General features: G+C 33.3%; 15 protein-coding genes. 3 read left to right on the forward strand and 12 right to left on the reverse strand.

Annotation, left to right across the window (positions count from 1 at the left end; translation table 11 throughout):
• Positions 1 to 195 precede the first annotated feature (195 nt).
• From ACP5O9_RS07855 to ACP5O9_RS07865, 3 genes are read left to right on the forward strand one after another with little or no spacing between them, the layout of a single operon-like run.
• Positions 196 to 612: a DUF3842 family protein gene (locus tag ACP5O9_RS07855; protein ID WP_353686971.1), complete on the forward strand. Its 417-nt coding sequence runs from the start codon at positions 196 to 198 to the stop codon at positions 610 to 612.
• Positions 605 to 796, forward strand: a complete 192-nt coding sequence (locus tag ACP5O9_RS07860) for a CooT family nickel-binding protein (RefSeq protein WP_353686972.1) — start codon at positions 605 to 607, stop codon at positions 794 to 796. The genes ACP5O9_RS07855 and ACP5O9_RS07860 overlap by 8 nt, the downstream gene beginning before the upstream one ends.
• Positions 780 to 1,619: a lipoate--protein ligase family protein gene (locus tag ACP5O9_RS07865; protein ID WP_424904629.1), complete on the forward strand. Its 840-nt coding sequence runs from the start codon at positions 780 to 782 to the stop codon at positions 1,617 to 1,619. Before ACP5O9_RS07860 ends, ACP5O9_RS07865 begins: the two co-directional genes overlap by 17 nt.
• Before the next feature lie 813 nt (positions 1,620 to 2,432).
• On the opposite strand, the gene ACP5O9_RS07870 is transcribed toward ACP5O9_RS07865, so the two are convergent.
• The 12 genes from ACP5O9_RS07870 to ACP5O9_RS07925 are packed head-to-tail and all read right to left on the reverse strand — an operon-like array spanning position 2,433 to position 15,040.
• On the reverse strand, positions 2,433 to 3,242 hold the full coding sequence (locus ACP5O9_RS07870) for an LpxI family protein (protein ID WP_353686974.1): 810 nt from the start codon (positions 3,240 to 3,242) through the stop codon (positions 2,433 to 2,435).
• Positions 3,233 to 4,009: an acyl-ACP--UDP-N-acetylglucosamine O-acyltransferase gene (lpxA, locus tag ACP5O9_RS07875; RefSeq protein ID WP_353686975.1), complete on the reverse strand. Its 777-nt coding sequence runs from the start codon at positions 4,007 to 4,009 to the stop codon at positions 3,233 to 3,235. The genes ACP5O9_RS07870 and lpxA overlap by 10 nt, the downstream gene beginning before the upstream one ends.
• 11 nt (positions 4,010 to 4,020) lie before the next feature.
• Positions 4,021 to 4,443 carry a 3-hydroxyacyl-ACP dehydratase FabZ gene (fabZ, locus tag ACP5O9_RS07880; RefSeq protein ID WP_353686976.1) on the reverse strand — a complete coding sequence of 141 codons (423 nt, stop codon included), beginning with the start codon at positions 4,441 to 4,443 and terminating at the stop codon, positions 4,021 to 4,023.
• Positions 4,444 to 4,457: 14 nt separating this feature from the next.
• Positions 4,458 to 5,474 carry a UDP-3-O-(3-hydroxymyristoyl)glucosamine N-acyltransferase gene (gene lpxD, locus ACP5O9_RS07885; RefSeq protein ID WP_353686977.1) on the reverse strand — a complete coding sequence of 339 codons (1,017 nt, stop codon included), beginning with the start codon at positions 5,472 to 5,474 and terminating at the stop codon, positions 4,458 to 4,460.
• Complete coding sequence (locus tag ACP5O9_RS07890) at positions 5,471 to 6,007, reverse strand: OmpH family outer membrane protein (protein ID WP_428723789.1); 537 nt, start codon at positions 6,005 to 6,007, stop codon at positions 5,471 to 5,473. The genes lpxD and ACP5O9_RS07890 overlap by 4 nt, the downstream gene beginning before the upstream one ends.
• 30 nt (positions 6,008 to 6,037) lie before the next feature.
• Positions 6,038 to 8,284, reverse strand: coding sequence for an outer membrane protein assembly factor BamA (gene bamA / locus ACP5O9_RS07895; RefSeq protein ID WP_428723790.1), 2,247 nt, complete (start codon positions 8,282 to 8,284; stop codon positions 6,038 to 6,040).
• A gap of 32 nt (positions 8,285 to 8,316) precedes the next feature.
• Complete coding sequence (locus tag ACP5O9_RS07900; protein ID WP_353686980.1) at positions 8,317 to 9,696, reverse strand: phosphomannomutase/phosphoglucomutase; 1,380 nt, start codon at positions 9,694 to 9,696, stop codon at positions 8,317 to 8,319.
• Positions 9,686 to 11,083 carry a mannose-1-phosphate guanylyltransferase/mannose-6-phosphate isomerase gene (locus ACP5O9_RS07905; protein WP_428723791.1) on the reverse strand — a complete coding sequence of 466 codons (1,398 nt, stop codon included), beginning with the start codon at positions 11,081 to 11,083 and terminating at the stop codon, positions 9,686 to 9,688. Before ACP5O9_RS07905 ends, ACP5O9_RS07900 begins: the two co-directional genes overlap by 11 nt.
• 9 nt (positions 11,084 to 11,092) lie before the next feature.
• Entirely contained in the window at positions 11,093 to 11,740 is a 648-nt protein-coding gene (locus tag ACP5O9_RS07910; RefSeq protein WP_353686982.1) for a riboflavin synthase, read from the reverse strand.
• On the reverse strand, positions 11,740 to 12,345 hold the full coding sequence (gene lepB / locus ACP5O9_RS07915) for a signal peptidase I (protein ID WP_353686983.1): 606 nt from the start codon (positions 12,343 to 12,345) through the stop codon (positions 11,740 to 11,742). Before lepB ends, ACP5O9_RS07910 begins: the two co-directional genes overlap by 1 nt.
• A gap of 8 nt (positions 12,346 to 12,353) precedes the next feature.
• Positions 12,354 to 14,135 carry a translation elongation factor 4 gene (gene lepA / locus ACP5O9_RS07920; protein WP_424904624.1) on the reverse strand — a complete coding sequence of 594 codons (1,782 nt, stop codon included), beginning with the start codon at positions 14,133 to 14,135 and terminating at the stop codon, positions 12,354 to 12,356.
• Positions 14,123 to 15,040, reverse strand: a complete 918-nt coding sequence (locus ACP5O9_RS07925; RefSeq protein WP_428723792.1) for an ROK family protein — start codon at positions 15,038 to 15,040, stop codon at positions 14,123 to 14,125. The genes lepA and ACP5O9_RS07925 overlap by 13 nt, the downstream gene beginning before the upstream one ends.
• Between the last annotated feature and the right edge of the window lie 47 nt (positions 15,041 to 15,087).

Consider the following 15,087-nt stretch of genomic DNA (forward strand, 5'->3'; position numbering starts at 1 on the left):
GATTCCTTTTCGCACCCACAAGGGATGCAAGGACAACACGGTGTTAAGAAAAAGGTAAAAACTCCTTTTGAGAGAGTTTTTGAACGAAAGGATGTAGCAGAAGAAATAAAAGAGGAATTAAATATGAATAGATTTTTAAATGAGGCAATAAGTAGTGTTTGACATTTCTTGGCATAACTTTGTAGTATTTACAGTATGATTAAAATTGCTGTGATTGATGGACAGGGTGGAGGAATTGGTAGTTTTATTATTAAATCTCTCAGGGAAGCCTTTGGAGATAAAATAGAAATCCTGGCACTTGGAACAAACGCAGCAGCTACAGCAAATATGATGAAGTGTAAAGCCAACAAAGGAGCTTCTGGTGAAAATGCCATTGCATGGAATGTTAAAAAAGTTGATGTTATAATAGGTCCCTTAAGTATCCTCGTGGCAAATGCAATGATGGGAGAGCTGACTTCAAAGATGGCTGAGGCAGTAGGAAGCAGTTCAGCAAAAAAAATCTTATTACCAATTAATCAGGAAGGCATTGAAGTTATTGGGGTTGTAAAAGAACCCCTTCCACATCTTGTGGAAAAATTAATCCTTCATATAAGGGAGGAGTTCAATGTGTGAGGCAAATGCATATGTTATCAAAAATGGACAGGAGGAGATTTATTTAGAGAGTGTTGATATACTGAGACCTGAAGGCAATCAGATATATCTTCGGAATATATTTGGAGAGCAAAAGGTTTTTAAAGGCAAAATTAAAGAGATGTCTTTACTGAATCATAAGATTATTCTTGAAGAAGAAAAATAAGCTCAAATCCTGTAGAATGCTCATTCGCTTTATTGAGTTTCAGGAACATGACCCCAGCTTGAACATGGCAGTTGATGAAGCAATTAGTATTTTTGTACGTAAAGGCAAAGTTTTACCCACTTTTAGACTTTATGGATGGAATAAAAAAGCAATAACAATCGGAGAATTTCAAAAAATTGAGGAGATTAATCAAGCCTTTTGCATTGCCAGTGGAATTCCAGTTATTAGAAGACCAACTGGAGGCAAGGGCATTTTACATTATGACGATATTACATATAGCTTTTCCTGCAGAAAAGAAGGAAAATTTCGAGGAAATCTTTTTCAAACTTATGAAATTTTAAGTCACCTATTTGCAAAAGCTTTCAATTTAACAGGAATCCATGTTGAGTTTAAAAAAGAAAAAAGAACTGTAAATAAAAGCTCTTTGTGTTTTGCTCGTTCTTCTTTTGGAGAGTTATGTTTTAAAAATGTAAAGATTATTGGTTCTGCTCAGAAAAGATGGGTTGATGGTTTTCTTCAGCAAGGAACAATTCCTGTGACAGTTAATAGAGATTTATTAAAAAAAGTTTTTTTGTGTAATACAGAAGAAGTAAATACAATTTTTGGTATAAAAGAATTATTTGATAGTTTTGAGATTGATATTTTTCAGGAAAATATTAAGAAGGCTCTGAAGGATGATGGTTTTGAGATTGTTGTTGAGAATCTTCAGCAAGAGGAGCTTGCTCTGGCTCAGATTTTACAGAAAAATTATCAATCCTTATGTAATAAGACAGAAATGCAGCAAAGACAACCATGCTTATATAAATATGAGCAAACTGAATGATGAATTGGTAAACAGCTACAAGTATAGTTCCCACACGAGGAATTATTGCCAGTAGAGGGCTAAAAGAAAGAATAATTCCACCTGCTAAAAGGTATATTACAAAGAGAAGTCCTGCTCTTGCAATTGATTGAGGATAAAGAATTATTAATTTTTTTGTTTCTTTTATCGTTTCTATAACTGTGAAATTTTTTATAAAAATTCCAAAAAATCCAAAAAGTGTGAATGTTATCCATAAAAGAAAAACAATAACACCAGTAAGAAGCATACTTAAGTAAATAAAAACACTAAAAAACATTGAAACAGACTTCCATTGACTTAAAAATTTTACTATCTTAGAGCTTATTTCACTTAAAAATCCGAAAATAACACTTAAGCAAATAAAAATAATGAGAGAGAAGACGGTGAAAAAAGCAACTTTCCAGAAAAATTTTTTACCATTCTGATGAAATCCTTTTAAAGTAAAAACTTTCCCTTCTCTTAAATACTCACACATTGTTCCAATTGTGCCTGACAGAATATAAATCCAGAGGCTGATGATTAATATAACATAGAGGAATAAAGTAATTATGAAAATGATGGCAAAAATCAAAAATTTTTTCATAATGTTTACAGAAGATAAAAATATTTCAATAAAACTGCCTTTCAATATGTCTGTAAGATCAATCCCAAAAATGACAAAAAGAATTCCAAGAGGTATGCTGAGAATAAAAAATAGCCCGAAAAAGCTGATAAATAAAAATGCAAAATGTATCAATAGTAATTGATAGTTTTTATGAACTGTTTTTAAACCATCATTTATGCAGATAAAAAAATTCAAGATTGTTTTACACCTACCACTGTTATATTAAATTCATCAGCTTTTTCAATAACTTTATCTCTTTCTATTAAAAAAGTTTTTTCTGCTTCAAGGGCTAAGACCTTAGCATTAGCTTTTCCCATGATTATTATTGTATCCACTCCAGCAGCAGGAGGGTCAAGTTTTAAATCCTGCTGAGGTTTGCTAACCTTTACTACAACCGAATTTTTTACAAAACTTCCTGCTCTTAAAATTGTTTCATCTGTCCCTTCTATTGCTTCCACAGCAATTACAGATCTTTCTTTTACTACTACTGTTTGCCCGATGTCAAGTTCACCAATTTTTTTTGCAATTCTAAATCCGTATTCAATGTCTTTCCATTCTTCTTTTGTAGGTTTTCTTCTTGTAAGAACTCCCTGAGTAGTAAGTAACTCTGGGCAGAATTCTGACAAACAGGCAATTTTTATTCCTTCTTTAAAAAGTTCTTTCTCAACTATTTTGAGAAGTTCATTGTCTCCTCTGAGTTTAGCCGAAAAAAGCATTTTTATTGCTCTTAGGTCAGGCTTAATTTTTTCTCTTTCAAAAATAATTTTTTTAGGCACTTTACCTGTTAAAATCACTTCTTTAACATTATTTTTTTTTAAAAAATCTATAATCTCTCCTGCCTTACCTATGTTTATCCATTCAAATAAGTCGCTGTATTTGCTCAATTCATCATTGGCAAGTCCCTGTAAGGCGACTGTAATAACTCTGTAACCCCTACTCTGTAGCGCTTTTACAGTGATAAGAGGAAAGTAGCCTTCGGCAGCAATGACTCCTATCTGCATATTCCTCTTTTGTTTGCTTCTATGAATTCTATTAAATGAATGATTTCAGGAATCTGAGGAAGCTCTTTTTTAACTTTTTCAATCGCTTCTTTTAATTGAAGTTTGTCTCTGAATAGAATTTTATAAGCTTTTTTTAATATATTGATGGTTTCATCACTGAATCCTCTTCTTTTAAGTCCTACAGAATTCAATCCATAAAGTTTTGCTCTTGGACCTGAAGCCATTGTAAAGGGAGGGACATCCTGTCCAACTCCGCTAAAGCCTCCTATCATTGCATGAGCACCTATTCTTGTAAATTGATGCACTGCAACTAATCCTCCAATAAATGCAAAGTCTTCAACTTGAACATGACCAGCTAATGTGGCAAGATTTGCCATGATTACTGAGTTTCCTATTTTGCAGTCATGAGCAATATGGACATAAGCCATGATAAAATTATTATCTCCGATTACTGTCCAGCCATCTCCTGAAACACTTGCTCTATGGATTGTTACATATTCTCTGATGGTATTGTTACTGCCAATTTTAACTCCTGTTGGTTGTCCTTTATATTTAATATCCTGCGGCGGAAAACCTATTGATGTAAATGGAAATATTGTGCAGTTTTCCCCTATTTCAGTTATTCCTTCAATTTGAACATGATTAATAAGACGTGTGCCTTTGCCTATTCTAACATTGTCTCCAATTATACAATAAGGACCTATAACTACATCTTCATCTATTTCTGCTTTAGAACTAACAATTGCTGTTTTGTGTATTTGACTCATTAACCTTTACCTCACTTTGTAACCATTGCTGTAAATTCTGCTTCTGTGGTAATTTTTTCATTAACTTTAGCAATACCTGAAAATTTCCAAACTCCTCCTCTTCTATGAACAACATTGACTTCAAAAACAATTTGATCTCCTGGAGTAATAGGCTTGCGAAACTTAACCTTTTCTATGCTTAAGAATAAAACACCTGTTCCTTCTATACCTGATTTAAAGGCAAGAACACCTGCTACCTGAGCCATTGCTTCAACTATCAGAACCCCTGGCATTACAGGATTTCCTGGAAAATGTCCCTGGAAAAAGGGCTCATTTATTGTAACATTTTTTATTCCTATAGCTTTTTCATTGGGTATAATTTCTAAAACTCTATCAACCAGCAAAAAAGGATACCTGTGAGGGAGAATATTCATTATTTCTTTAATATCAATCATCGCGAACCTCCTTTTTAAGCTTGCTCAAGTTGTTTAATTTTTTCTTCAAGCTCTCTTACTTTTCTGTAAAGCTCTGGAAGTTTTTGAAAAATTGCATTTGCTTTAAGCCACTCTCTGTGAGAAAATACAGGTATGCCTGAGTAAACTCCCTTTGATAGTTTTCCAGGCATTACTCCAGATTTTGCTGTAATTATTGTTCCTGCTTCAACTTCTACATGGTCAGAAATACCGACCTGTCCTGCGAGTATGCATCCATCACCAATATTAGAGCTTCCAGCAATTCCTACCTGTGCAACGATTATACAATTCTGTCCAATTTTTACATTGTGTGCAATTTGAACAAGATTGTCAATTTTCGTCCCTTTTTCAATAATTGTATTTCCTGTTGTAGCTCTGTCTATTGTAACACAAGCACCAATTTCAACATCATCTTCAATAACTACTCCACCAACTTGCGGAATTTTATGATGTTTGCCTTCATGGAAGATATAACCAAATCCATCAGAGCCAATGACACTTCCAGAATGAATTATTACTCTTGAGCCGATTTTAACTTTTTCTCTTATTGTAACATTAGGATAAATTATACAATCAGAACCTATTAAGGTTTCCCTGCCAATAAAGACAAAGGGATAAACTACAGTGTTGTCTCCTATGTAAACATTTTCTTCAATATAGACAAAAGGATAAATTGTTACATTATTGCCAAGTTTAACTGTATTAGCCACCAATGCTTTTTCGCTTATTCCTTTATGTGTATGAGGTTTTACATAAAAGATTTCAAGAAGCTTGGCAAAGACAAATTGAGGATTTTCAGTAATAAGTTGAGGTTTGTTTATCTCTTCAATTTTTTCTTTTACAATAAATGCAGAAGCTTTACTGTTTTTAGCAGATTCAATATATTTTGAACTTGCTATGTAAGTAATATCGCCTTCCCGGGAATCTTCAAAGCCTTTTACTCCCGTTATTTCAATATTACCATCTCCCTCAACTTTTGCATTAAAAATTTTCGCTATTTCAAAAAGCTTCATTTTTTCCCTTTTTGCTGGGATGTTTTTTGATTATAAAGTGATATTATTTTATCTGTAATATCAACCTCAGGAGTTGTAAAAATGATAATCTGTTCAACTTTTTCAATTATGAGACTATATCCTTCTTTTTGAGCATATTCATTAATTAGTTGTTTTATTTCTTTAAACATGCTCTGAGTAATTTCATTCTGTTTTTTCTGAAGCTCCATCTGATAATCGGCTGCTGTTCTTTGAAGTTCTCTTCCAAGACGATCAATTTCATCTTCCTTAGCTTTTCTTGCATCTTCACTTAAAACAGAGCGTTTTTTCTCAAGTTCGTCCTTTAAGGTTTGAATTTTTTTCTGTTTTTCTTCAAGAATTTTCTGTCTCTCTTCAAGCATATTCTGAAGTTGTCCTACAGCTTTTTTCCCTTCCTCTGACTCATTTAACACCCTGTAAACATCAACCACTCCAATTTTAAGCTCTGCACGAGCAACTGAAACAAAAGACATTGTTAAGAAAACTGCAACTACCAGAAATAGAAATTTTTTCATTTCCTTTTCCCTCCTGTTTTATTGTTTCAATTAGAAGAATGAACCAAATCCAAACTCAATTTTTGACTTTGATTCTCCTTCCTTTCTATTAAGATTTATTCCATAGTCTATTTTTACAGGACCAAGTGGTGAAAACCATCTAAAGCCAAATCCTGTTGTATATTTTATATCAGAACCAAATTTTTCACCTTCATTGTATCCTTTACCCATATCAACAAAGAGTAATCCTTTTAACTTCATTTCAGCTACAATTGGGAAAAGATATTCAATGTTGAATATTATTGCTCTTTTTGCTCCAATTGGTTTATTTTTACTGTCCTTTGGTCCAGCTTCACCATACCCAACGCCTCTTATCGTATCAAGTCCACCAATATAAAATCTTTCATAAAGTGGATATTTTTTACCAAAAAGAGTATCAGACATGCCAAGCCTTCCTCTTAAATGTAGCGTTGATTCTTCAAATACTGGAATATACCAACCAAGATCGAGTAAAGTTTTCCAGAAACCTGTATTTCCTCCAAGACCTGCTGTGGTTAAATTTAAGGAGTATCTTCTTCCCTGACTGGGATCAATATAACTGTCACGGGTGTCGTTTATTATTTGAAATGTAACAGCACTTGTAAGAAGGTTTCCTTCCATGTCTTTTATTATAATATCAGCATCTGTTGCAACATCTGTAACTCTGGATTTTTCAATATCATAAGTTACTGAAGCAGACCAGTCTTCTCCATACCTTTTACCAAATGTAAAAGACAAGCCTTTTGCATCTCTTGTGTAGTTAACATACTCTCTTTTTTGTTTGTAAATGTTAAAACCAAAAAGCAATGGTTTGTCCATAAACCAGGGATCTCTAAAAGCAACTGTGTAATAAGAACTTCTTCCACCAAGTTCTCCTCTTAGAGTTAAGGAATAACCTCTGCCAAAAAGGTTATTTTGAGTGACATCAACCATACCTATTAGATTGTCAATTGAGCTATAACCACCACCTATTGTTAAAAATCCTGTTGGTTTTTCTTTAACATTAACATCAAGATCAACTGTTTTGTTGTCTGGGTTAGGTTTCTGATTTATATCTACAGTTTCAAAATACTGAAGATCTTCAAGCCTTTTTTTACTTTTCTGGATTTTTGATGCAGAGTATTCATCTCCTTCATCAACCCTGATCTCTCTTCTTATTACTTTGTCAACTGTTTTGGTATTTCCTGAAATATTTATTCTTCCGATGGTAAATTTATCCCCTGGTTTTACATTGTAAATTACATCAACTGTTAATTTTTCTTCATTTGGAATAACATCAGGAGAAACACCTGCAAGTGCATATCCACGATCAGAATAAAATGAAGTTATTGCCTCCACATCTTTACGCATCTTTGCTTTGCTAAATATTTCTCCAGGTTTTAGTTTTATAAGCTCTTTAAGCTCTTTTTCTTCTTTACTGTCTCTGTAACCTGTGAGTTTAACTGAAGATATTTTAAACTGCGGACCTTCAGAAATAGGAATTGTTATTGTCATCCATTTCTTGTCCTGAGAAAACTCAATCTTTGGCTCTCCTACAGAAACTTTTAAATATCCATTGTCATAGTAAAGGTCTTTTATTTTCTCTAAATCCTGCATCATCTCATATTTTTTATAAAATCCACTACCAGTAATGAAGGAGTAGAACTTTCTTTCAGAGGTTGACATAACTTTCTTAATTTTTCTTGAGGATATTGCTTTGTTACCTTCAAATTTGATTTCTTTTATTTTTACTCTGTTACCTTCATCTATAACATAGGTAAGTTCAACCTCTTGTTCTGTTTTTTTCTTTAATACTGGAACGATTTTAGCGAAATAATAACCTTCAGATTCATAAAATGCTTTAAGCTTTAACGCATTATCATTTATAAGAGTTATATCTGCAATAGCTCCTGGAGTAACTCCAACAACTTCCTTGAGTTTGTCTTCATCGTATTCTTTATTTCCTTCAAAGCTTATTTTCACAATTGTTGGTTTTTCCTTAACAGTATAGATTACCTTTACACCACCTTCAAAGGGCTCAATATCAACTTTTACATCCTCAAAATACCCCATTTTGTAGATTGATTTAATGTCTTCAGAAATTTTTTCCTGAGAAATAACTTCACCAAGTTTAAGAGAGATCTTATTTTTTACCGCAGCCTCTTCAATTCTTTTAAGCCCTTTAATCTCAATGGCTGTAACTACAGGAAGTTCCTGGGCAAAAGACTTCAATGTAAATAGAAAAACAAACAAAATTATGACAACCATTGCTCTTTTCATAAAAACCTCTTTTTTAAAAGTTTTTAAGTATATCATAATATTTTGAAAAATTGAAATACTTCAAAAAGCTTTTGATGGACAAGAGTTTTTATATCTTCCATATCCTCTTCTGTTTGAGCTTCAAATCTTAAAACCAATGCAGGCTGGGTATTTGAAGCTCTTATCAAAGCCCATCCTCTGGGAAAGTTTACTCTTACTCCATCTATGAAATTGCACTCAAATTGCTTAAAATGCTCTTTAATTTTTTCTACAATCAAAAATTTTTTTTCATCAGGGCAGTCAATTCTTATTTCAGGTGTGCTTTGCATTTTTTTTACTCCCTTTAAAAGTTTTTTTAATCCATAAGGTTTACCTGATTTTTTTATTATTTCTATTAATCTCAATGCTGCATATATTGCATCATCATATCCGAAATATCTATCACTGAAAAATATATGACCACTCATCTCTCCTGCTAACACTGCTCCTTCCTCCTTCATCTTTTTCTTTATAAGAGAATGTCCAGTTTTCCACATAATTGGAGTTCCGCCGAATTTTACAATTTCCTCATACATTACCTGTGAGCACTTAACTTCGCCAATTATTTTTGATTGAGGGGTATTTTGTAAAATATCTCTTGCAAATATAATAATTAGCCTGTCTCCCCATACTACATCGCCATCTTCATCAACAACTCCTATTCTGTCTGCATCTCCATCAAAGCCAATACCAACATGAGCTTTTTCAGCTATTACAGTGTTTATCAAATCCTGAATATTTTTCATAACAACAGGATCAGGATGATGATTTGGAAATCTACCATCAGGCTCGCTGTAAAGCTCTATAACCTGAGCACCAAGTTTTTTTAAAATAGCAGGAGCAACTATCCCAGCAGTTCCATTTCCAGAATCAACAACTACTTTAATTTCTTCAAAAGATTTAAATTGATTTATCATGTAGTTAATGTAGTCATCAAGGATGTTGTATTTTTCAATATTTCCGATTTTGTTAGAGTGAATAAAATTTTTATTTTCAATAATTTTTCTTAATGTCTGAATTTTCTCTCCATATATTGTTTCCTTACCAATGCTTAATTTGAATCCGTTAAATTCAGATGGATTATGACTTCCTGTTATCATTACTCCACCATCAACTGGAAGATTAAAAAGTGAAAAATACTGAACTGGAGTCGGGCATAGACCTATATCAATAACACTTACACCACTTTCAGTAATACCCTTTATTAATGCCTTTTTTAAAGGCTCTGAACTTAATCTTGCATCCATTCCAATTGATAATTTTTTCGGTTCTCTTCCAATCTCATTAAATATTAAAGAAACAAAAGCTTTTCCAATTAAATAAGCTACATTTTCAGTGAGGTCTTTTCCATAAATGCCTCTTATATCGTATTCTCTGAATATTCTATCTTCCATAAAGATCCTCAAATCTTTTTATATCATCCTCTTCAACATATTCTCCAACCTGAACTTCTATTATTTCAAGAGGAATTTTACCTGGATTTTCAAGTCGGTGTAGGGTGCTTTTTGGAACATATACTGATTCATTTTCGTGAACAAACTGTTCTTTTTCACCAATTTTTACCTTTGCTGTTCCTCTTACAACAATCCAGTGCTCAGATCTATGATGATGCATCTGAAGTGAGAGAGCTTGTCCTGGATTTACTGTGATTCTTTTTATTTTGTATCTATGTCCTGTTTCAAGAAGAGTAAAACTTCCCCAAGGTCTGTAAACAGTTGTATGCTCTTCAACCAGTGGAGCTGCCTTATGGGAAAGAATTTTGACAATTTCTTTAACTTTCTGACATTCACCTTTTTTTGCAATGAGCAATGCATCTTGTGTTTCCACAACCACTGTGTCTTGAAGTCCCAAAGTTGCGATAACTCTTTTGTCGCCAACAATTAAGCTTTCTTTTGTCTCTATGTTTATTGACTCTGCAAGTACTGCATTTCCTTGCGAATCTTTTTCAAGGATTTCATAAAGAGATTCCCAGGAACCTATGTCAGACCAGAATATGTTTACAGGAATCAGTGCTGCTTTCTGTGTTTTTTCCATAATAGCATAGTCAATTGATATCTCTGGAAGAGTTTGAAAATCATTTAATACTCTTTCATAAGATTCTTCAAAGATTTTACCAAGCTGGGGAGCATGTTGTTTAAATTCTTCAATTATTGTATCAGCTTTGAAAGCAAACATACCCGAGTTCCAGAAGTAGTTTCCTTCTTCAATGTATTTTTTCGCAGTTTCAATGTCAGGTTTTTCAACAAATTTTTCTACTTTAAAAAATTTTTCAATTTCAGGCGCTCGGACTTTTATATATCCATAGCCTGTTTCAGGACGGGTTGGTTTTATTCCAAATGTTACAATGTGTCCTTTTTTAGCAATCTGTTCTGCGGTTTTTATATAATCTATAAATTCTTTATCAGGCTTAATGAGATGATCAGATGGGGAGACAAAAAATATTTCCTCTTGAGAAACTCCTTTTTCCATTGCATATCTTATAGCCAAGGCAATTGCAGGAGCTGTATTTTTTGAATCAGGTTCAAGAATTATCTCGAATTTGGGATCATTTTTTAATTTTTTTGAAATTTCTTCAATTTGATTAATAACATAAAATTTGTGTTTGTTATTTGTTACAACGAAAAATTCTGCTTCTTCATAAAAACTGAGTCTTTTCAATGTGTTCTGAAAAAAGCTTTCAGCCTCTTGAGGATGTAACTTTAAAAACTGTTTTGGAAAGTTTTTTCTTGACAGAGGCCATAGCCTTGTTCCAGAGCCGCCTGCTAAGACTATAAATTTCATCTGGACTCCTTAAAAATAATCATACTGTTTAAGTTTTCTAAGAAGTCTGTCTTCTTTATCAAGAGATTGATTTACAAATTTTTCTACATATTTAGCAATTATATCAGATTCAAGGTTAACTTTGTCTCCAACTTTTTTTAATCCAAGAGTTGTCATCTTTGCAGTATGAGGAATAATCACAACTGTAAAGGAATTTGAAAATAAATCAACAATTGTAAGACTTACTCCGTCAACAGCAATAGAGCCCTTTTTTATACAATATCTGAGAATTTCCTCTGAGGCTTCAATTTCTATCTTTAAATCATTCCCTATCTTTTCAATTTTTTTTATTTTCCCAATTCCTTCAACATGACCACTTACAAGATGGCCTCCAAGAGGAGTATTAAGGGTAAGTGCAGGCTCCAAATTAACAGAATCACCCTTTTTTAGCTCACCAAGTGTTGTTTTTTGAAGTGTTTCATGAGATATATCAAAAGAAATTATGTTTTTTGTTTTATCTATCTCGCAAATTGTGAGGCAAACTCCATTAACACAAATACTGTCGCCTATCTGAGAGCTCTCTGTTAATTTTTTTGAAAATATTTTTAGCCTTGCTCCTTGAGCAATTTTCTGGATTTCATGAATTTTTCCAACTTCAACAATAATTCCAGTAAACATTACTTTATAATTTTACCAATTCTTTCAAGTCTTGGTTTGTGATTTTCATTATCCCAGGACCAGTATATGATGAGTGCTTTGCCTTTTACATCCTTCAGATCAACAAATCCCCAGAAACGGCTATCATAGCTTTGATCACGGTTGTCTCCCATTACAAAAAGCTTTCCTTGAGGAACTTTTACAGGTCCAAAATTATCGCGTGGATCAAGGTCTCTTGGATGAATATATGAATCAGTATATCTTGCATAGGGCTCCTTAAGTTCAACTCCGTTAACAAAAACTTTTTTATTTCTTATCTCTACAGTATCTCCTTCAACTGCTATAACTCTTTTTATGAAGTCTCTGCTTGGGTCTTCAGGATATTTAAAAACTATAATGTCTCCTCTTTTTGGTTTTTCAAAAACAAGAATTCTTTGATCTGAAAAGGGTGGATGAATTCCATAAATAAACTTATTTACCAAAAGATGATCTCCTATTAAGAGCGTTGGAATCATTGAACCTGACGGTATTTTAAAGGCTTGAACAATGTAAGCTCTTATGAAAAGAGCAATCAATATTGCAATGCCTATGCTTTTTATATATTCAAGAATTTTTTTGCCTGTCATTTATCCTCCTATTCAACTTTTAAAACTGATAGAAATGCTTCCTGTGGTATTTCAACTCTTCCAATTTGTTTCATTCTTTTTTTCCCTTCCTTTTGCTTTTCAAGTAACTTCTTTTTTCTTGTTACATCACCTCCATAACATTTTGCTAAAACATTTTTTTTAAGTGGAGCAATACTTTCCCTTGCTATAACTTTGCCTCCAATAGCAGCCTGAATTATAACTTCAAAAAGCTGTCTTGGTATTACTGTTCTTAATTTTTGAGCTATTGATCTGCCTTTCCAGTAGGCTTTGTCTTTATGAACAATGACAGATAAAGCATCTACTGGCTCTCCATTAATGAGTATGTCAAGTTTTACAAGTTCGCTTGGTCTGTATCCGATGAATTCATAATCCATTGATGCATATCCTTTTGAAAGGGACTTGAGTTTATCATAAAAGTCCCACAGGATTTCATTTAATGGCATTTCATAAACAAGAAGAACTCTTTCTTTTGTGATGTATGAAAACTCTTTCTGAATTCCTCTTCTTTCCTGACACAACTTTAGAATTTCTCCTACAAACTCTTCAGGAACAATTATTGAAACCTTCATAAAAGGCTCTTCAATTCTTTCATAAATTTTGGGTATTTTGCTTGGATTGTCAATGAGATATTCACCTTTTTTATCAACAATTTTATATCTTACTGTTGGAGCTGTGCTTATCAGCGAAAGATTAAACTCTCTTTCAAGTCGCTCTTTTATAATTTCCATATGAAGCAAGCCTAAAAAACCGCATCTAAAACCAAATCCAAGAGCTGCTGAGGTCTCTGGCTCAAAGAAAAATGAGGAGTCATTAAGTCTTAGTTTTTCAAGTGCAGATTTTAATTCTTCATATTGATTTGTCTGTACTGGATAAAGTCCACAAAATACCATTGGTTTAACTTCTCTGAAACCTGGTAGAGGCTCACTGGCAGGAGTCTCTGCAAGAGTCACCGTATCTCCTATTTTTGTATCAGAAATATTTTTAATTCCAGCAATAATAAATCCAACTTCACCTGCTGAAAGCACTTCAATGTCTTTTGGAAAAGGAGTAAGTATCCCAAGTCTTTGAACCTCGTATTCCTTTGAAGTTGCCATTAGTTTTATTTTCATCCCAGGTTTAATTTTTCCATCAAAAACTCTAACAAGAATAATAACACCTAAGTAATTGTCAAACCATGAATCAAATATCATTGCTCTGAGAGGCGCTTTAGGATCACCCTTTGGCGGAGGTATTCTTTTTACAATTGCTTCAAGAATTTCTTTAGTTCCAATACCTTCTTTTGCAGAAGCAAGAATTGCTTCTGAACTGTCTATCCCAAGAATGTCTTCTATCTGTTTTTTTACTCTTTCTGGATCTGCCTGAGGAAGATCGATCTTATTTATAACTGGAATTATTTCATGATTGTGATCTATTGCGAGATAAGCATTTGCAACTGTTTGAGCCTCTACCCCCTGTGTAGCATCAACAACAAGAAGACTTCCTTCACAACAGGCTAATGAACGGGATACTTCATAGGAAAAATCTACATGTCCTGGAGTATCAATAAGATTCAAAATATAAGTTTCACCATCCTGAGCTTTCCAGTTAAGCCTTACTGCATGAGCCTTAATAGTAATACCTCTTTCTCTTTCAAGATCCATTGAATCAAGAATTTGTCCCATTTTCCCTCCAAGATTAACAGCACCTGTAAACTCAAGGAGTCTGTCAGCAAGGGTAGATTTTCCGTGATCTATATGGGCAATTATTGCAAAATTTCTTATTCTCTGCATAATTCTCTTAATACTGCCACTGCGCCTAAAACACCACCCTTGTCTACAAGGCTTGATGTAGTGATTTGCACAGCTGAGGCAAGGGTTTTCATTGCTCTTTTTTTAGCTTCCTGAATAGCTGTCTCAATATAAATATTTACTGCCTGAGAAAGTCCTCCAGTTAAAATGATTTTTTCTGGTCTGAAAAGATTTATTAAATTTGCTATTGCAGCGCCAAGGGCTTTACCTGCTTCTTTAAGAACAGCTCTACAAACAGGATCACCTTCCATTGCTACTCTGTATATGTCTAAAGAAGTTGCTTTGTAAAAATTTCCTTCATAGAGCTCTTTTATATAACTTTCTTCACCATTTTCGAGTTTTTCTGTTAAACTGTCTTTTATTGCTCTCGCTGAAGCATACAGTTCCGCACATCCTAAAGAACCACAACTACAGGATTTTCCTTTATAATTTATGCTCATATGTCCAACTTCCATTGGAAACTGAGCAATTTTTCCATTAAACCATAAACCACTACCAATGCCTGTTCCAAGTGTAAGAAGAATAAAATTTTGAACACCTCTGCCTTCTCCAAAAAAAGCTTCTGCAACTGTTGCTACATTTGCATCATTATCTATTTTTACTTCCACATTATATCTGTTTTTTAATTCTTTACCCAACGGATAATTATTGAAAAATGGGATGTTGGCTGCCTCAATTACATTGCCTTCAGTATCCACCAGCCCAGCAACACCAGCTCCTATTCCAAGCACATTAAATTCCTTCAAAATACTGTCCAGTTCATCAATGATTATTTCCATTGGATTACTACCAGTTGGGAATTTACATATTTTTATAATTTTCCAGTCTTTTGAGATTATTCCAATCTTGATATTTGTGCCACCTATGTCAATTCCAATGTAATGCATAAAAAAATATTATATCATAAATATAGAATATTGTTAGCTATCCTGAT

The organism is Thermodesulfovibrio sp., from assembly GCF_049969575.1.
In the GTDB taxonomy this organism is placed as follows: Bacteria; Nitrospirota; Thermodesulfovibrionia; order Thermodesulfovibrionales; family Thermodesulfovibrionaceae; genus Thermodesulfovibrio; species Thermodesulfovibrio obliviosus.